The 19,287-nt window shown below is 33.9% G+C and carries 16 protein-coding genes, 1 tRNA gene and 2 rRNA genes; 12 read left to right on the top strand and 7 right to left on the bottom strand.

Annotated elements, in window-relative coordinates:
* The 3 genes from N4A31_04805 to N4A31_04795 all read left to right on the top strand — a co-directional run.
* A 23S ribosomal RNA gene (locus N4A31_04805) occupies positions 1-657 on the top strand; the annotation flags it as partial.
* 199 nt (positions 658-856) lie between these two features.
* Positions 857-971: ribosomal RNA gene (gene rrf / locus N4A31_04800) — 5S ribosomal RNA — on the top strand.
* 612 nt (positions 972-1,583) lie between these two features.
* Entirely contained in the window at positions 1,584-1,967 is a 384-nt protein-coding gene (locus N4A31_04795; protein MCT4635545.1) for a TfoX/Sxy family protein, read from the top strand.
* Positions 1,968-1,993: 26 nt separating this feature from the next.
* Here N4A31_04795 and N4A31_04790 read toward each other — a convergent pair whose 3' ends face one another.
* Positions 1,994-4,069, bottom strand: coding sequence for an Rne/Rng family ribonuclease (locus N4A31_04790; GenBank protein MCT4635544.1), 2,076 nt, complete (start codon positions 4,067-4,069; stop codon positions 1,994-1,996).
* Positions 4,070-4,709: 640 nt separating this feature from the next.
* Positions 4,710-5,687, bottom strand: a complete 978-nt coding sequence (locus tag N4A31_04785) for a ribonucleotide-diphosphate reductase subunit beta (GenBank protein ID MCT4635543.1) — start codon at positions 5,685-5,687, stop codon at positions 4,710-4,712.
* Positions 5,688-5,958: 271 nt separating this feature from the next.
* Between N4A31_04785 and N4A31_04780 the strand changes: the two genes are divergently transcribed.
* The gene (locus N4A31_04780) at positions 5,959-6,591 is read left to right on the top strand and encodes a hypothetical protein (protein MCT4635542.1); all 633 of its coding nucleotides are present in this window, start codon (positions 5,959-5,961) and stop codon (positions 6,589-6,591) included.
* Between the two features lie 48 nt (positions 6,592-6,639).
* Here the strand turns inward: N4A31_04780 and hslU are convergent, their stop codons facing one another.
* Both hslU and hslV read right to left on the bottom strand, forming a co-directional pair.
* Positions 6,640-7,959 (bottom strand): ATP-dependent protease ATPase subunit HslU, encoded by a 1,320-nt coding sequence (gene hslU / locus N4A31_04775; GenBank protein ID MCT4635541.1) that lies wholly within the window; start codon positions 7,957-7,959, stop codon positions 6,640-6,642.
* Positions 7,960-7,964: 5 nt separating this feature from the next.
* Entirely contained in the window at positions 7,965-8,504 is a 540-nt protein-coding gene (hslV, locus tag N4A31_04770; GenBank protein ID MCT4635540.1) for an ATP-dependent protease subunit HslV, read from the bottom strand.
* Between the two features lie 159 nt (positions 8,505-8,663).
* On the opposite strand from hslV, the gene lptB reads away from it, so the two are divergent.
* Positions 8,664-9,383: an LPS export ABC transporter ATP-binding protein gene (gene lptB, locus N4A31_04765; protein ID MCT4635539.1), complete on the top strand. Its 720-nt coding sequence runs from the start codon at positions 8,664-8,666 to the stop codon at positions 9,381-9,383.
* Positions 9,384-9,425: 42 nt separating this feature from the next.
* Positions 9,426-10,004, top strand: a complete 579-nt coding sequence (gene raiA / locus N4A31_04760) for a ribosome-associated translation inhibitor RaiA (protein ID MCT4635538.1) — start codon at positions 9,426-9,428, stop codon at positions 10,002-10,004.
* 22 nt (positions 10,005-10,026) lie between these two features.
* Here raiA and N4A31_04755 read toward each other — a convergent pair.
* Positions 10,027-10,101: transfer RNA gene (locus tag N4A31_04755), tRNA-Cys, on the bottom strand.
* Between the two features lie 163 nt (positions 10,102-10,264).
* On the opposite strand from N4A31_04755, the gene N4A31_04750 reads away from it, so the two are divergent.
* Genes N4A31_04750 through N4A31_04725 form a run of 6 tightly spaced genes read left to right on the top strand, consistent with a single transcriptional unit; the run spans position 10,265 to position 16,460 of the window.
* Entirely contained in the window at positions 10,265-11,635 is a 1,371-nt protein-coding gene (locus N4A31_04750; protein MCT4635537.1) for a TolC family protein, read from the top strand.
* A gap of 54 nt (positions 11,636-11,689) precedes the next feature.
* A complete protein-coding gene (locus tag N4A31_04745) occupies positions 11,690-12,028 on the top strand; it encodes a DUF2497 domain-containing protein (protein MCT4635536.1) in 339 nt (112 codons plus the stop codon).
* 2 nt (positions 12,029-12,030) lie between these two features.
* Positions 12,031-12,930 carry an ankyrin repeat domain-containing protein gene (locus N4A31_04740; protein ID MCT4635535.1) on the top strand — a complete coding sequence of 300 codons (900 nt, stop codon included), beginning with the start codon at positions 12,031-12,033 and terminating at the stop codon, positions 12,928-12,930.
* Between the two features lie 3 nt (positions 12,931-12,933).
* The gene (locus N4A31_04735) at positions 12,934-14,667 is read left to right on the top strand and encodes a type IV secretory system conjugative DNA transfer family protein (GenBank protein ID MCT4635534.1); all 1,734 of its coding nucleotides are present in this window, start codon (positions 12,934-12,936) and stop codon (positions 14,665-14,667) included.
* Positions 14,668-14,693: 26 nt separating this feature from the next.
* Positions 14,694-15,998 (top strand): hypothetical protein, encoded by a 1,305-nt coding sequence (locus N4A31_04730; protein MCT4635533.1) that lies wholly within the window; start codon positions 14,694-14,696, stop codon positions 15,996-15,998.
* A gap of 18 nt (positions 15,999-16,016) precedes the next feature.
* Positions 16,017-16,460 carry a YaiI/YqxD family protein gene (locus tag N4A31_04725; protein ID MCT4635532.1) on the top strand — a complete coding sequence of 148 codons (444 nt, stop codon included), beginning with the start codon at positions 16,017-16,019 and terminating at the stop codon, positions 16,458-16,460.
* A gap of 6 nt (positions 16,461-16,466) precedes the next feature.
* On the opposite strand, the gene N4A31_04720 is transcribed toward N4A31_04725, so the two are convergent.
* Positions 16,467-17,639 (bottom strand): acetyl-CoA C-acetyltransferase, encoded by a 1,173-nt coding sequence (locus N4A31_04720; protein MCT4635531.1) that lies wholly within the window; start codon positions 17,637-17,639, stop codon positions 16,467-16,469.
* 12 nt (positions 17,640-17,651) lie between these two features.
* Positions 17,652-18,962 carry an ATP-dependent Clp protease ATP-binding subunit ClpX gene (clpX, locus tag N4A31_04715; protein MCT4635530.1) on the bottom strand — a complete coding sequence of 437 codons (1,311 nt, stop codon included), beginning with the start codon at positions 18,960-18,962 and terminating at the stop codon, positions 17,652-17,654.
* Positions 18,963-19,287: the final 325 nt, after the last annotated feature.

The following is a 19,287-nucleotide window of genomic DNA, read 5'->3' as shown; positions in this document are numbered from 1 at the left end:
GGTAGGCAGTTTGACTGGGGCGGTCTCCTCCCAAATAGTAACGGAGGCGTGCGAAGGTAGGCTCAATCTGGTCGGAAATCAGATGTTAGAGTGCAATGGCATAAGCCTGCCTGACTGCGAGACTGACAGGTCAAGCAGAGACGAAAGTCGGTCATTGTGATCCGGTAGTCCTGAGTGGAAGGGCTATCGCTCAACGAATTAAAGGTACGCCGGGGATAACAGGCTGATGATTCCTAAGAGCTCATATCGACGGAATCGTTTGGCACCTCGATGTCGACTCATCACATCCTGGGGCTGAAGCAGGTCCCAAGGGTTCGGCTGTTCGCCGATTAAAGTGGTACGTGAGTTGGGTTTAGAACGTCGCGAGACAGTTCGGTCCCTATCCGTCGCAGGCGTAGGAAATTTGAGAGGAGCTGTCCTTAGTAAGAGAGGACCGGGATGGACATACCTCTGGTGCACCAGTTGTCACGCCAGTGGCATAGCTGGGTAGCTACGTATGGAAGGGATAACCGCTGAAAGCATCTTAAGCGGGAAACCCCCCTCAAAACAAGATTTCCCCATTAGAGCCGTAGAAGACCACTACGTTGATAGGCCAGGTGTGTAAGCATGGTAACATGTTCAGCTTACTGGTACTAATAGCTCGATTGATTTTTAGTTGCATCTAATACTTTTATATGCAGCATTAAGTTTATATAAACCGGGAACATTAAAAGTTGTTGTTATATTATGTTATAAAAATCAGTATATTTTATACTTGACTTGTTTAAGTTTTAAAATATACTGATGATCTCAAATGAAGTTGTATTTAATATACTGCTTATAAAGCCTTCTTAAATTTTTAAGTTTGCTTACTAAGCTTGGTGGCAATAGCACAGATGAAACACCCGATCCCATCCCGAACTCGACCGTGAAAAGCTGTAGCGCCAATGATACTATGTCTTAAGGCATGGGAAAGTAGGACACTGCCAAGCTCAGTAAGCAAATTTAAAATATTCTCATTCTTAATTAAACAAAAATGAATTTTAAGTTATCTAAGAACTCAAGATCTGCAATGCTTATCTATTTTAATAATTGTCGATTTTATGGGCGCTTTATATATAAAATGGTTGTTTTGTTATTTTTTTTAATATTTATGTGGTTAGTATATATACATTCTGGGTATTTTAGAAAACTCAGATAGGTATATAGCGACTGTCTTTATAGTAACTTTAATTTCTATAGCATTAACTTACTATATATACACACCTATAGAAAATAGGATGAAGAGAAAAAACTAAAAGAAATTTTTGATAGATATGTAGTTTCTTTAACTCGAGATGAAGAAGAAATAGTTAAGGAATTCATATTAAACAATAGTCTTCATTTTGATTTATTCTTTGCTGATAAGGAAATATTAGAATCTTTATTTAATAAGCAAATTATATATAAAGACAAGGACACTTATAAAATGAAAAGATGGGCACTTGATTACTTTACCTTAGTAGAATTTAAGAATTCTTAAATATTCACAAAAAAATAACTGATTTAGTACATCGATTGTAGTAGTTTATATATAAATTATCTTATCTAATAGACTATAATACATGTCCAATAGTGGCTTTGTTGAATATATAATGGATCGATTATCACCTCTTGGAAATATTACCTCCAGGAAGATGTTTGGTGGTTATGGTTTATATTGCAATAAAATTATTTTTGCCATTATTGTAGATGATGAATTATATTTCAAAGCAGATACTGACTTAGGCAAAGAATATGAATCTGTAGGTTCATTTCCTTTTACATATCAGAAAGATGAAAAAAGAGTTGCTTTAAGTTATTGGTATGTTTCTATTGATATAATTGAAGATGAAGATAGCTTGAAGAAATGGTTCGATAAAAGTTTTGAGCTTGCTAAGTCCAGCAAAAAAAAGGAAAAAATGATGAATATAAATCCTAGTAGGGCTTGTGTTAAACCACTCTCTTAAAACATAGAGAGTGGTTTAGATTTATATTATTTTGTGAGTTTATCCCACCATCCTTTTAAAACAGACTTTGATTCAGGTTTTCTATTTCCAGAATTCTGGCGGTTACGATTATTTCTATATCTATTGCCACCTGGTCTGCGTTTGTTATTAATATGTGGTCTATCAGAATCAGGTGCATTGCTTGTTTTGCGTCTTTTACTGTTATGTCCAGATTTATGAACTCTATGGCGTGCTGCCATAGGAGCATTTTCATCTATTATAGAATGATCATTAACCTGATAAGGAGCAAGGTTATCACCTAAACCAAGTTGTTTTTCTTGAAGAAGAATATTATCTTCGAAGGTATCTGTTTCATAAGATGCCATATGTTCTTCGTCGCTAAGTTTTGGCTTGGAGTTTGCTTTATTAGAGTTTTTGTCTTTCTCAGTTTTTTCTATAGCGAATCCATCATAATATACTGTATTTTCACGGTGGAATACTACTTTGCATTTATGAGTTTTTTCTATTCTAATTAATTCTTCACGCTTATAATTTAGTAAATGTTCAATCATCTCTTGATGGGTGAACACATCTACTACGCTGCAATCTCCTTGATAAACTTCATTTTCTATTGTACGCAAAATAACTAATGCATTAGAATCGAAAGATTTGATATATCCTTTACCAGTACAAGCAGGACAAACCACAGTATTGGCTTCAGTAAAGCTAGATTGCAATCTTTGTCTTGAAAGTTCTAGTAAACCAAATGCACTGATATTTCCTAATTGAACTTTAGCTCTATCTTCTTGGAATGCGTCGCGTAATGCTAGTTCTACAGTTTTGCGATTATTAGCTCCCGCCATGTCAATGAAGTCAATTACAATTAGCCCAGACATATCACGCAGCCTTAATTGTCTAGCAACTTCTATGGCTGCTTCAGTATTGGTTTTAGTAGCAGTTTCTTCAATATTACGTTCATTTGTTGCTCTTCCTGAGTTAACGTCAATAGCAATTAAAGCTTCTGTAGGATTAATAACAATATAACCTCCAGATGGAAGGTTAGCTGTAGGAGAATAAAGAGAGGATATTTGTTCATCTACGTTAAATTTAGTAAAAATTGGAGTTCTAGCTTTGTATTCTCTAACCTTTTGTGCGTGCAAAGGCATGATTTTTTTCATGAATTCTTTGGCCGCTTTAAAAGATTCAGTGCCTTGAATTAGAATTTCGTCAATCTCACTGCTATATAAATCGCGGATTGTTCTTTTTAATAGATCACTTTCAGCATGAATAAAAGTATTTACTTTAGATTTTATAGCATGCTCACGGATTGCGTTCCAAAGTCTAGCTAAATAATAATAGTCACGACGGATATCACTGAAGCTTTTTCCTGCTCCAGCCGTGCGTAGGATTATACTAACACCATCTTGAAGCTTTAGGTTAGATATCACATCTCTTAGATAGTTTCTGTCTCCTTGGTTAACAATGCGACGAGATACGCCGCCTTGCTTATCGCTATTTGGCATAAATACACAGTAGCGGCCAGCTAAAGAAATATAGCTTGTGCAAGCAGCTCCTTTGTTCCCACGTTCTTCTTTAAGTATCTGAACAAGAATCACTTGTCCTTTTCTTAGAACGTCTTGGATTTTATATTTTTGATGTATAGTTTGACGAGGCTCTTCCGAAGCTTCTTCGTTAATTACATTATCTTCTAGAGCAGAATCTAATACAAGCTCTTCTGCTTTAGATTCTTCTATAGGTCTTTCTGTAGTTAGAGATTCAGGAATGGTTTCTTCTTCATTTACTTCTGGTAGATTAATAGCTGCAATTTTATCTTTAATTGCAGCGCCAGTTTTTTCTTGTTCGAAAGATCCTTCTGTAGATTCTAGGAAATAATCTGGATGTATTTCAGCAAAGGGTAAGAATCCATGTCTATTTCCACCATATTCAATGAATGCAGCCTGTAGTGATGGTTCAATTCTTGTTATTCTTGCTAAATAAATATTTCCTTTTAGTTGTTTTTTATGACTATTTTCGTAATCAAATTCTTGAATGTTGTTTTGGTCATGAACTACTACCCTGGTTTCTCCAGGGTAGACAGCATCGATTAATATCTTCTTTGACATCTATTAAAATCTCCTTCAATCTCTCTTGAAATTTGTTTAAGCTCATCATTATGCACATAGAAGGGTGCAAGCTTTGAATAATTGTTTGTGTAATATTTGCTAAATTTATTTGTTGGGATTTATGGTTCATATGTGATAACCAATCTGCAATTAGCAGTAGTAATATCTTAAGGTAAGATATAGCTTTAGAACTAGAAAAAATTCTTTGAATCAGTAACATTAATTAGGTTTCCTACTAATTATATAGTAAATACTTATGCATAATAAATTTTAGCATTGTTAATCTATACAACAATTACGTGTGATAGTCTAGCAAAATATGTGGTTACTAAGCTATTCTGATATATTATATCTTCTACATAGTTTATTAATATTATTTTCTTCCCTGAATTATAATATCTACTGATTCGGTGTTATTTATAGTATATAGATCACCAAAATTATCCACTTCCCCAGCAGAAATTTTATGTAATATTCTGCGCATAACTTTGCCTGGTCTAGTTTTTATATGAAATATTAGGAGTGTCACCCTCAAAGCAACGTAATTGTTACTATGATGATAGTTAATAACTGAGGGAGGTTCAATAGATTTAAATTATATAGGATAATAATCTATTGAACTTTATTATAGGAAGTAATTTTATTCTGATGTGTCCATTCCCTCGAATGCTTCATCCCAAGATCCAGTGGTGGCTGCTTTAGTATATTCAGTTACTCTGTTTTCAAAGAAGTTAGCATGCTCTACGCCATTGAGAATTTCATCTAACCATGTTAAAGGATTATCTTCAACCATGTATATTTCTTTTAAGCCCAGTTGCATTAAGCGACGATCAGCAATATAACGGATATATTTTTTAACTTCTCTAGCCGTTAAGCCTTCAATATCTCCTACTTCAAAGGCAAGATCAATGAATGCATCTTCAAAATGGACAATAGTGGCACAAGCTTCATATAATGTGCTGCGCATTTCTTCATTCCAAACCTCAGGGTTTTCTTGAATGAAGGTTTTAAAAAAACGAATTATTGAATTGGAATGTAGAGTTTCATCTCTAACGGCCCAGGAAACAATTTGTCCCATTCCTTTCATTTTATTAAATCTTTGGAAATTTAATAGAATGGCAAATGATGAAAATAACTGCAGACCTTCAGTAAAAGCACCAAACACCGCTAAAGTCACAGCGATTCCTTCTTTTGAGTCTACATTGAAGCGATGCATATAATCATATTTATCCTTCATTTCTTTGTATTTTAAGAATGCCTGATACTCTGTTTCTGGCATTCCTATAGTATCAAGTAAATATGAATATGCAGCAATATGTACTGTTTCAATATTAGAGAAGGCAGCAAGCATCATTTGTACTTCAGTAGGCTGGAATACTTTAGAATAATTTTTCATATAGCAATTATTTACTTCAATATCTGCTTGAGTAAAGAAACGGAAAATTTGAGTTAATAAGTGCTTTTCTCCTGGAGTTAAGTTATGTTTCCAGTCTTTCACATCATCAGATAATGGAACTTCTTCTGGTAACCAGTGAATTTTTTGTTGAATATGCCAGGCCTCATATGCCCACGGATAATCAAATGGTTTATATATTGGTTTTGCATCTAGTAATGACATAGTTTTTCCTTCGGTTTAAAAAATGGTATAAATTAAGTATAGGTGCTAGATAGAGAAATGTCCATAAAAATGATATATATTGTGTATTTTTTTGTTGCGATGCACTATATATGGTGTTTGTTCTTTTGGTTGAAGAGGGGTAGGTGTTGATGTTTTTGTAAATTATATATTTAATCTTTCCTAGTCTGCTTTTATGAAAATTTATTGACATTCTATTGTTTTAGTATATAAACCTTTATATCTCTTAATAATTTAATAAATAGACGTTTATATGTTTAATAATCCTTTATATATGGTCAGTGCAATTGCAGCAGTTAGTTTTGCAGGTTATAAATATGTTCATAACATAGAGCCAAAATCATTTAAAATAAGTGTTTCTAGTGCAATGGCTGTGGTAGATCGTTCTATGCAAACAGTTGGTATAAAATTAACTACAGGGAAAGTAGCAGATGCAGGAGATTGTTATACTTATATTGAAAATGTGTATGATCTAGCTTCTAAATTATCCCCTAATCAAGAAGAAGTTTTAACATTAACGGATTACTTTAGTAAGGAATTTAAAAAAAATATTTTAAAATCTTCACAAGATGTAGTTTATCAACAGGAGGCTGTAAATCTATTAACTAGTTCTATAAATGAAGTTGTAAGCAGATTGACTTTTCAAGAATTTTTTAAGATGTCGAGAGTTTCGGATCAAGTTAGCTATAGTTTTATACATTCATCAAGTGCAATAAAAATTGAAGAAATAGCAACTGATTGTGCTAAAGAAGGTGTAGATGCAATACTTGCATTGCCAGATCAGTGGTCAGGAGCGGATATATTTGGGTTCTTGGCTCTGAGTGCCTTCAGTGGTTCTGTTATTGAAGATCTATATTATTATCAATCTAATCATACAAGCGTTTAAGCTTTTTTAGTCTAGTAGTTATAATGTTTTTATTACTACTAGCCTAAATCACAAAATAAAATTACTTAGATCTCTATTTATAATTAGTCCTTCTAATGTTTTATCTACATAATTACTATCTATAGATATTTTTTGATTCGCTTTTTCTGGAGCATTAAAGCTAATGTCTTCAAGAAGTTTTTCTAAGATAGTATGCAGTCTTCTTGCACCAATATTTTCAACATCTCTATTAATCTCAGTTGCAAGATCTGCAAGTTTATTAATAGCACATTCTTCGAATACTAATTTACAATTTTCTGTTTCCATTAGAGCTACATATTGTTTGATTAAGCTGGCCTCTGGTTCCACAAGAATGCGTACCATATCATCTTTGCTTAATGGGTTTAGTTCTACTCTAATTGGTAATCTTCCCTGTAATTCGGGTAATAAATCTGAGGGTTTAGCAATATGGAATGCTCCTGATGCTATAAATAAAATATGGTTAGTTTTAACTATTCCATGTTTTGTTGTAACGCTTGTTCCTTCAATTAAGGGCAATAAATCACGCTGCACCCCTTCGCGGCTAACTTCGGCTTTATTTCCTTGTCTAGTGGCAATTTTGTCTACTTCGTCTAAGAATACTATTCCATCATTTTCTACCATTTCTATTGATGTTTTAATGATGCTGTCTTCATCGATTAGTTTGTCGCTTTCTTCATTTATAATTACATCATAAGCAGTACGAATATTCATTTTACGAATTTTCATTTTAGGTCCGCCCATTGCTTTTCCAAGCATATCGCTTAAGTTTAGTACTCCCATTTGACCGCCAGGCATTCCAGGGATATCCATGCCATTAAATGGAGATGAGGGAGCTTCTTGTACTTCAATATCTATTTCACGATCATCTAATTTTCTTTCTTTGAATAGCCGTTCAAATTTACTTCTGGTTTCTTCGCTTGCTGTTTGGCCAACTAAGGTATTTAAAATGCGATTTGTGGCATTAACAGTCGCCTCTTGATTAACTTGTTGATGCATATCTTTGCGTACCATAACAATAGCAACGTCTAGTAAATCACGAATTATTGACTCTACATCTCTTCCAACATATCCCACTTCAGTAAATTTAGTTGCTTCAACTTTAATAAATGGAGAATTTGCAAGATTGGCTAAGCGTCTTGCAATTTCAGTTTTACCAACTCCTGTTGGCCCAACCATAAGAATATTTTTAGGAACTATCTCGTTTTTTAAGGGGGCATTTACTTGTTTACGTCTCCAGCGATTGCGTAGAGCAATAGCCACAGCTTTTTTAGCTTCATCTTGTCCAACAATATAGCGGTCAAGTTCAGTTACAATTTGTTTTGGTGTTAGGTGTTCTGTGTTTTCCATTATAATTAAATTACTTCCATAGTTAAATTGCTGTTAGTGTAGACACAAATATTAGCGGCTATTTTCATTGATTTTTTGATGATTTCTTCTGCAGACAAGTCTTTAACATCGATTAATGCACGAGCTGCAGAAAGAGCGTAATTTCCACCTGATCCAATTGCAGCTATTCCATCTTCTGGCTCCAATACATCACCATTGCCTGTAATAATTAAAGTAACATCCTTATCAAGAATGACCATCATAGCTTCTAATTTGCGAAGATACTTATCAGTACGCCAATCTTTTGCAAGTTCAACAGCTGCTCGGGTTAATTGACCTGGGTGTTTTTCTAATTTTTCTTCTAAACGTTCAAATAAAGTAAAAGCATCTGCGGTTGCTCCTGCAAAACCAGCCAGAATTTTTCCTTGGGCCATTGTTCTAAGTTTTTTTGCAGAAGACTTAATGATTGTTGGTCCTAAGGAGACTTGTCCATCTGCTCCGATCGCTGCTTTACCATTTTTTCTAACGGATAAAATAGTAGTTCCATGCCAGGTATCATTGTGCATATCACCATCCTTATATATTTTTAGTAGGGTGTAATAGTTATAACAAATTATATAGGCTTAGTAAATCTAGAAATAATTATTAAATTTAAAATTTCTATAGCCAATATCTAGTATCTTTACTATTATATGTGCTGCTCAAATATTTAAATATTTTAGAAAATGTTAGAAGTCCAGAAAATTGGTAAAAGATATGGTAAGCGTTCAGTAGTACGCAAGGTAAATTTAAGTTTATCTAAGGGAGAGGTAGTTGGGTTGCTTGGTCCTAATGGAGCTGGAAAAACTACCTGTTTCTATATGATAAGTGGGTTGATTAAACCAGATTATGGTCAGATATCATTAAATGGTGTTGAGATTACAAACTTGCCCATGTATCGCCGGGCTCAGTTAGGAGTGGGTTATCTTCCTCAAGAATCATCAGTGTTTCGTGGTTTAACAGTTGGAGAAAATATCGAAGCGGTTTTAGAGGCTGTAGAGCCTATTGAATCGGAGAGAGAAAAACGATTAGAGGAACTGCTTGCTGAATTTTCTATTACTCATTTAAAAAATATTCTGTCAATTAATTTATCTGGAGGAGAGAGAAGAAGGTTAGAAATAGCTAGAGCATTGGCCGTTAACCCTGAATATATTTTGTTAGATGAACCATTAGCTGGTATTGACCCAATTGCAATCGCAGATATTAAAAATCTAATTTATCATTTAAAAGATAAAAATATAGGGGTGTTAATCACAGATCATAATGTGAGAGAAATGCTAGATATAGTGGATCGTACTTATATTATTTACGATGGTGAAGTATTAATTGAAGGCGATAAGGAAGAAATTATTAGTCATGAGGTAGTTAGAAGAGTATACTTAGGAGATGTATTTAATATTAAGTAAATAAAAGTTTTTAGGCAATAATTAATCATAGGAGTATAAAATATGGTAACAACAGTTTCTGGTAAACATATGGAAGTTGGTGCGGCTTTACAGGAGTATGTTAACGAAAGAATTACCAGTGGAGTAAAAAAACATTTAAATGATGTTACTCAATCTAAAGTAACTTTTTCAAAGAATAACTATTTATATCATGTGGATCTTGTTATTCACGATGCCAATATTGGTTTGGTTAAGGCTGCAAGTGAGTCTGATGATGCATATGCTGCATTTGATAGTGCTCTTGTTAAAATGGAGAAGCAGCTAAGAAAATACAAAGGTAAAATAAAAGATCATGCTAAGAAAGGAAAAGAAAATCTAGAGGAAGTTATATCTGGGGTGAAATATGTTTTAAACGTTCCTCAGGCTGAGGTTAATCAAGAAGATAATCAACCTCAAGAGCCAGTTACTATTGCTGAAAAAATCACCAATATTGAAAAACTCACTGTGAGTGAAGCAATAATGAAAATGGACTTAGGGCATTTGCCGGCATTGCTTTTTATTAATAAACTAAACGATCGTTTAAATGTTGTATATCACAGAGTTGATGGAAATATTTCTTGGGTAGATCCAGGAGATAAATAGTCTTTTTGGTTTTTAAATTATTTGGAGGCCGGGGTCGGAATCTAACCGACGAATAGCGGATTTGCAGTCCGCGGCATTACCACTTTGCTACCCGGCCTTAAAATCTTTAAAATTCAATCAAACAGTTGATTTTTAAAGTAGAAGTAATTATATAAACCTATGCGTATTAAATAGCAAGCTTTTTATATTGCTAAATCAATTTAGTTATAGCAATATGATAATTATACATAAACCTTTAAATTAATAATAGTGAAAATTTTATGAAGAAACTTAATGCCGCAATTGCTTTATCTTGTTTGTTGTCTAACTCATCTTTTGCTACTACTTTATCTGAAGCTTTGGCTCATACTTATCAAAATAATCCAGAGTTGATTTCTGAAAGAGAAAAATTAAAGGTCACTGATGAAAAAATGTTTAAGGCAATTTCGGGTTTCTTACCTAAAGTGTATTATAGAGCCCGTAAGACTCAAGAGAAGCAAGATACGGCTACCACAACTTTCACGGGGAAGCGAGTTAAATTAGAGGACTGGAGAGATAGCAAAGTTAAAGATTCTTCATTTAACTTGGAACAAAATGTTTTTAAAGGTGGCCAGGATATTATGGCTATTAAGATGGCAAAATATTATATTGAGGCAGGGCGTACAGAGTTGCTAGCAAAAGAGCAAGAAATTTTACTTAAGGCTATCAATGCCTATTTAGAAGTTATTAGGACTCAAGAAGTATTGTCTATTACTAAAGAAAATTATCAAGCTTATGAGAAGAAATATCAGGCTATCAAAGACAAAGTTGAAGTTGGAATTGCTAAGAAAGCAGATTTAGCAGATGCAATCTCTCGTAGAGCAGATGCAGAAACTAATCTTACTATAGCATCGGGTTATTATAGTTCTGCCTTAGCAAGTTATATCCAAGTTATTGGGTTAGAACCTGAAAATATAGAATTAAGTGATAATTTGAGTGTTGCGCCTAAAGATCAAATGGAGTTATTACAAAAATCTCTGGAAGCTAATCCTCAGTTGATTAATATTATGTTACAAAAGAAAATATCTGATATTAGTGTTATATCCAGTGCGGCTACTCTTTTACCTAGTGTTGATGTTGGTGGTAGTATAGGAAAGAATTGGCAAGATACGAGAGGCGTTGATACTTCCCAACCTTATACTAATTCTAAGGCTGTGTATGTTAGCGTTACTGTTCCAATTTATCAGCAGGGTGTTGAATATTCTGGCATAAGAAGTAGTGAAGCTCAGGCTGCTCAATATAAATATTTACTTAGAAATACTAAAGCTTCTGTAACGCAAGGGGCAACACAGTCTTGGAATGATTACGTTGGTTCTCAAGGTAGTGTAAAATCTGGAAAAGAAGCTGTTAAAGCAGCGGAAATAGCACTTGCGGCTAAGCAGCAAGAATATGATGAAGGAGTTGAAACTCTATCTAATTTACTAGATGCGCAAGAAAAATTATTTCAATATAAGATTAAATTAGCTCAAGTAACTACGGATGCAGCATTAAGTTATTATAAGATGGCTAGTTTTATGGGTAAATTAAATGCTAAGGATTTATCATTACCAACAAAAATCTATAATCCTTCCAAGAATTATGATAAAATCAAGTTTAAGTTAGTTGGAATTTAGTACGTCTCTCCTCTAGGGGGGAAGAATTTCTTAAGTTTTTTAGATAAATGTTTTATGATAGAAGATGAAGAGTCAATAGAGAATACATTAAAATCAGTGAAAGATATGATTAAATCTTCACGCAAGAGCTCTGATCTTGATAATGAAATACTTGAGCTAACGGAAGATGATCTTTTTGACGATCAAGATGAAGATTATCAAGATATTGATGATAATAAAAAAACATTAAAAAATTCCCATCCCATTAACCAATTGTTAACTCCAATAGGTAATAATAGCAATATTGGTCTTGAACAAGCAATAGCTGAATCTATAAAGCCGTTTTTAAAAGATTGGTTAGATCAAACTATCACTAGCATTGTAAAAAGAGAACTTAAAAAACAAGATAAATAAAAATGGGTAATAAGAGAAGTATTTTTCTTATATTAATAATATTTTTAAGTTGTAATTTAGCTGAAGCTTCTAGCTCTAGAAGGTCTAATGCTGTTAATAATGCTAATAAATATGATTTTTCAAAGTCTAGTCCCAAGAAAGATGCGGCTAGTTTTGCTAAGGATACCAAAAATAGCAAAATAAATTCATCCATACCTAAAGATTTAGATGCTATTAGAGCAAAAAGAGAAGCTACATATGGTTCTCGAAGAAACCCTACTCCGATGGGACTTAACGTTCCAAGCAGCGCTTCTGCTTCTGAAATTCCCACTAGTAATTATGAAGATTGGATGCCAGAACTTAATAAGGATCCTACAAAAGAATCAATAATTAGATTAGAGAAACAAAAGCAAGAGCAGGAGAAATTAGTCAATGAATTATTAGAATTGAATTATAATGTTCATACTCCTCCTATGCAATTATATGGTGTTAATAATACAGCAAATAATAAATCTTTGCCTCCAGTTTATCTAAAATCTGAATATTTTCAGATGGCTTTTATGGTTGTTGAGAAAGATAACCAAGATGCTTTACGTGGGTTTCTAACGAATCATAATTTCCTTAATAGACAAAATGAGAATGGAGATACTTTATTAATTCATGCCATTCAGAACAATGCAATAAATGCAGCTCGTGTATTATTGGCTAGAAAAGCATTAGTAGACGTTGCTAATAATCAGGGAAGAACAGCTTTGCATTATGCTGCTGCTTTAGGGAATCCAGACTCTGTAAAGTTGTTATTATCTATGGGCGCAAATCCATATCTAATAGATAATATGGGAATGACAGCTTTGGATTATGCTACTATTAAGAAACAGTATCAAGTTGAAGGTATAATCAATAAATATTTGGAATCAGAATAACTTATGAAAAAATATATTAACATCATATTTAGAACTATTATAATACTATTCTTTGTAGCAATAGCTAGTTATGCGAACATAGCTATATTTGTTTTTCTTATTATTCCAACAGCAGATTTTTTCGACATTCAAGGTTTATTAGAGTTTTATCTAAGCATTGCTAAGTGGATTATTACTAATTATAGTCAATTAACGTTTCAAGGATCATATACCCTAATTGCTGGATATCCTGCTGTAGAATTTTTATTAGCAAAGTTCTTTGGTCTTTTTATAGGGATATATGGCTTCCTTATTATAATGCTAAAGAAAAAATGGAACAAAATTACTCATCATGATATTTTTAAAGGGAAAGAAAAAGTGCATGGTGATGCTAAATGGGCTAGTGATGACGATATTGAAAGAGCAGGTCTTAGAAATAAGAGTGGTATGTTATTAGGAACAAATGATGGTGGGTATTTTGTTAGTGGGGGGTATCAACATTCGTTATTATTTGCTCCTACTGGTTCTGGTAAAGGTGTGGGGTTTGTAATACCTAATCTACTATTTTGGGAAGAGTCTGTTGTAGTTCATGACATTAAGCTTGAAAATCATGACTTAACTAGTGGTTGGCGTTCTTCCATAGGACAAAAATGCTTTACTTGGTCTCCTGCTGATCCAGATGGAAGAACCCACTGCTATAACCCTATTGATTGGATTAGTACTAAGCCTGGTCAAATGGTGGATGATGTGCAGAAATTAGGAAGCCTTATTCTACCAAAAGTAGAATTTTGGGAAAATGAGGCGCGTAGTTTATTTCTTGGTGTAGTGTTATATATACTTGCTGATCCAGATAAAATAAAATCATTTGGTGAGGTAGTTCGTACTATGCGTAGTGATGATGTGGTTTATAACTTAGCTGTTGGAATGGATACTTTAGGTAAGCATATTCATCCAGCTGGTTATATGAATTTAGCAGCATTCTTGCAGAAACCAGATAAAGAACGAGGTAGTGTTGTATCAACTTTAAACTCTGCAATAGAGCTATGGGCCAATCCGTTGATTGATACGGCCACGGCTACTAGCGACTTTAACGTGCAGATGTTCAAAAAAGAAAAAACCACAGTTTATGTTGGTTTAACCCCTGATAACTTAAAAAGATTACAGCCATTAATGCAGATTTTCTATCAACAAGCTACAGAATTTTTAAGTAGAAAAATGCCAGGAGAAGACGAGCCATACGGGGTTATGTTCTTGCTCGATGAGTTCCCAACTTTAGGAAAAATGGATAGCTTTATGACAGGTATTGCATATTTCCGTGGATATCATGTAAGGCTATTTCTAATTATTCAAGATACTCAACAGCTTAAGGGAATTTACGAAGAGTCTGGAATGAACTCATTTCTTTCAAATGCTACATATAGGATTACCTTTGCTGCAAATAATATGGATACTGCAAATCTTATATCTCAATTATGTGGTAATAAAACAGTTACCCAAGAATCATATACAAAGCCTAAATTATTAGAATTAACACGTAAGTCTGTAAATGTCTCTGAAGTGCAAAGAGCCTTATTGTTACCTCAAGAAGTTATTGGTTTGCCTCGTGATGAACAGATTCTCTTAATTGAGTCTTATCCTCCAATTAGATCATCTAAAATAAAATATTATCAAGATAAATTCTTTACTAAGCGTTTATTGAAACCTATTGATATTCCGCAGCAATCAGCCTATTCTGCGCCAGAAAAAGAAGAAGATTAATATTATAATAAAAATGGAGTAATATTATGAAATCATCCTCAGAGTCGTCTCAAATGTTTTTTTTAGGAGATAAACAAGGAGCATCTCCTGGTGCCATTATGGGTGATGGAGAAAAAAAATATGTTGTAAAATTAGGAATTCCCAGAGCTCATGGAAGTTATAAATTGAATGATTATAATGATGCGACTCTTTTAACAGCAGAAATGTCTCGAAGATCATGTGATGAAAAGGTTTTTTTTAATATAGCGCAGGCTGTAGGGGGTGATAAATGTATATTGCCGGAAACGGATATTGTATTTATGCATCCCAGTAGATATTCTGAGTCTGCCTGTAGTGTTAGAAAGAAATTAGCTAGTAAATGTGATGTTGAGTCCATAGAAAGTAGTTCGTTAGACAAGATGGTTATTGATGAAGTTGTAGACCTTATAAACTCTACAGAAATAGCACATTTTAGATCAGAAATGATAGTTCCCTATAAAGATGTAGGTGAATTTTATAGATATCACGTTAAGAATGCTGAGGGAGAAATGAGGCAAGATGGGAATATAGACACTCTTCCGCCGGAGCCTAAAGGGATGGGAGCATTTTTTGCTATAAATAATTTTATGGGTAACTATGACTGTATAGGTTCTTCAGGTGGAAATGTAGGTTTTGATCCAGTTAGCAATAAATTAATTATAGTTGATGGTGGTGAAGCAAGAATGACTCATCAGATATCTTCTGATATGCCTTCCAGCGCTAATAATCAAACATGGTTATCTTATTATGATTTAACTGATGAGGGAAAAAAGGAAGCTGCAGAGGTTTTTTCAAATATTGCTAGCCTTGATGATGCAGAAATAAGGGCATTAATAACAAATAATGAGCAGTTTGTAGATCATAATATCTTTACAGAAGAAGAAATAGAAAAAAAGATGGGTGAATTTAGGAGTAAGCAATTAAATATAGTTGAAGTATATTATGATCACATGATTGAAGTAGGATGCCCGATAACACCTAAAATATCAGCCTTAAAAGCAGAAGTAGATGGGCGCGCTGCTGAAGAAAGAAGAAAAGCAACTCTTATGAATGAAAGAAGAGCTGAAAAAAATAATATTTTAGGAAAAAGAACTGAAGATTATCCTGCTGTTGCTCCTAACTCTAGTGTTAAGAAGAAGCGTCCTAATTTAAACTTAACAATAAATCCAAAATCCGAGTTAACTATTGCAGGTATAGGTAAAACATTGGTAAAAAGCGGTTTCACCACCCCAAATGATAGGACAAGACGAGATAAAGAAAATACTCCAGATGAAATTCGTAATCGCAGAAAAACAAATAATATAGGGCGTTAATTTCTAGGTTAGTCAAATATGTTGAATATATATGTGGACGCAGATTCCTGTCCAGTAAAAGATGAAGTAATTCGTGTTTCTAGGCGTTACGGATTAGAAGTTTATATGATTAGTAATAGCTGGATACTTCAGGTTATGGGACCTAAAGTTCATAAAATTCTTGTTTCTGCTGGAGCAGATGCTGCCGATAATTGGATTGCTGAACATATACAACAAAATGATATAGCAATAACAGCGGATATATTACTGGCTGAAAGATGTCTTAAAAAATCTGCTTATGTGATAGGGCCTAAGGGCAAGAGTTTTACCGAAGATAATATAGGCGTGATGGTAGCCATGAGAAATCTAAATACTCATCTTCGTGAAATTGGTGAAATTTCTGGTTATAATCAGAGTTTTTTAAAACAAGATCGTTCTCGGTTTCTTCAAGAACTAGAATCTGTTATTCAAAAAATAAAATAGTGATGTCTAGCGCTTAATACACATAGCCACGCCCATTCCACCACCAACGCATAAAGTGGTAAGGCCCTTTTTAGCATCACGTTTTTGCATTTCATAGAGTAATGTTACTAAAATTCTAGCACCAGATGCTCCAATTGGATGACCAAGGGCTATTGATCCACCATTAACGTTTACTTTGTTAACATCCCATCCCAATTCTTTATTTACAGATATGGCCTGGGCAGCAAAAGCTTCGTTAGCTTCTATAAGGTCTAATTCATTGATATTCCAATTAGCTTTACTTAGAGCTTGTTGTGTTGCAGAGATTGGACCAGTTCCCATAATATCAGGAGCCACTCCGGTGCAAGCATAAGAAGCAATCTTAGCTATTGGTTTGAGTCCTAATGATTCAGCTTTGTTTTTGCTCATTAATAAAACAGCAGCAGCACCATCATTAATACCAGAAGAATTACCGGCAGTAACGCTTCCTTGCTTATCAAAGGCAGGGCGTAGTTTGGCTAATGCATCATAGGTTGTTCCATGACGAATAAATTCATCATTATTAAAAATAATTTCTTCCTTCTTTTTTGTTATAGTAATAGGCAGGATTTCATCAACAAAACGATTATTTTTTTGGGCAGTCTCTGCTTTATTTTGAGAAAGGTAAGAAAATTCATCTTGCTCTTGTCGGCTTATATTATATTTTTTTGCTATATTTTCGGCTGTTATTCCCATCGACGCAGAAGAGAAAGCGTCCACAAGTCCATCACATAGCATTAGATCGGTCAATTTAGTATCACCAAATTTATGTCCATTGCGTATGTTTATTGCATGCGGAGCAAGGCTCATATTTTCTTGTCCTCCAGCTATAATTACATCTGCATCTCCAGCTATAATAGCTTGGGCCGCCAGAGCTATTGCTTTCAGCCCTGAGCCACAGACTTGATTTATAGTCATTGCTGGTACTGTGTTAGGTAATGTTCCATAGATAGCTGCTTGTCTTGCAGGATTTTGCCCTTGCCCTGAAGTTAATGCTTGTCCCATTATAACTTCAGATACTAAGGCTGGATTTAGATTGTTATTTGATATTAAATATTCAATTAATGCCGCCCCAAGCATATGAGCAGGTGAGTTTGACAGGCTGCCATTAAAGCTTCCTATAGCTGTGCGCTTAGCATCTATAATATACAATTCTTCCATAGATCGAATTCCTTATATATGGCAGGCTTTATCTTTAGATTTAGAGCCTGTGTTGTTTAGAGTAGTAGGTTTAATTTCTTGGGAATTTGAAAATACAGTCATAGGTTTCTTTTTTCCTGCTACTACTTCCTCATCAACAATCACTTCAGATATTTTTTTATCATCAGGCAATTCAAACATAGAGTCTAATAAAATAGATTCTATAATAGATCGAAGTCCGCGTGCACCAGTTTTGCGATCTATAGCTTTTCTAGCTATGGCCTGTAGTGCATTGTCTAAGAATTTTAGCTGCACATCTTCCATATCAAATAATTTACTATATTGTTTGATTAAAGCATTACGGGGTTTTGTTAGGATTTCTATCAATGCGTCCTCTTTTAAGTCAACTAAAGTAGCAACTACTGGTAGACGGCCAATGAATTCAGGAATTAATCCATATTTTACTAGATCTTCTGGCTCAACCTTACTTAATAAATCCTCTTCAGAAACTTCTTTTTTACTTTGTACTTTTGCTCCAAATCCAATAGAACTTTTTTCGTCTCGTGCTGAAATAAGCTTATCTAATCCGCTAAATGCGCCACCACAAATAAACAAAATATTGGTGGTGTCAACTTGAACACAATCTTGTTGAGGATGTTTGCGTCCACCTTGTGGGGGAACAGAGGCAACAGTTCCTTCCATGATTTTTAATAATGCTTGTTGTACGCCCTCTCCTGATACATCACGAGTGATAGATGGGTTTTCAGATTTACGTGAGATTTTATCTACTTCATCAATATAAACAATACCACGTTGTGCTTTTTCCACATCATAATTAGCGGCTTGTAACAATCTTAAGATAATATTTTCAACATCTTCTCCCACATAACCTGCTTCAGTTAAAGAGGTAGCATCTGCCACGGTGAATGGAACGTCTAGAATCCTAGCTAAAGTTTGAGCTAGAAGTGTTTTACCACAACCGGTAGGTCCAATTAAAAGGATATTAGATTTACTAATTTCTACTTCTTCTTTTTTATCAATATGTTCTAATCTTTTATAGTGGTTATATACCGCTACAGAAAGAATTTTTTTAGCATGATCTTGGCTAATTACATAATCATTAAGAATATTCACAATCTCTTTGGGAGTGAGTGGCCTCTTTTTTTCTTCAGTTATGTTGGATGATAAATTAGGGTCATTCATAATATCAACGCAAAGCTCAACGCATTCATTACATATGAACATATCTGGTCCAGCAATCAGTTTTTTTACATGGTGCTGACTCTTTCCACAAAAAGAGCATTGTAAGTTTTCTTTTGGATCTTTGTCTTTTGTATCACTCATAATCTAATTATCTAAATATAGTTAATATAATCTTATCTTATTTTACTTAAAATTCACTGAGCTCTTTGTTAATTCTCTTTTAGTGAAAGGAAAATATCACAGAGCAGCGCCTTTAATTAACACATAGATGAATTTCCGCCAAACATACCATAAAAATAGATTACTTTAAAGAGATTTATTTTATTTAATTTTTTAATAAGATAATCAAAATTGTTGTTTGTTTTAACTTAAAGTATGGATAACTTTATATTGTATAGCCTTTAAAAAAAGGGCATTATTATTAGTTATAGGACATAATCTACCTTGTAGAGGTTATATTATTTAA

This window comes from Rickettsiales bacterium, assembly GCA_025210695.1.
In the GTDB taxonomy this organism is placed as follows: Bacteria; Pseudomonadota; Alphaproteobacteria; order Rickettsiales; family CANDYO01; genus CANDYO01.
This window is presented reverse-complemented; position numbering and strand designations above follow the sequence as displayed.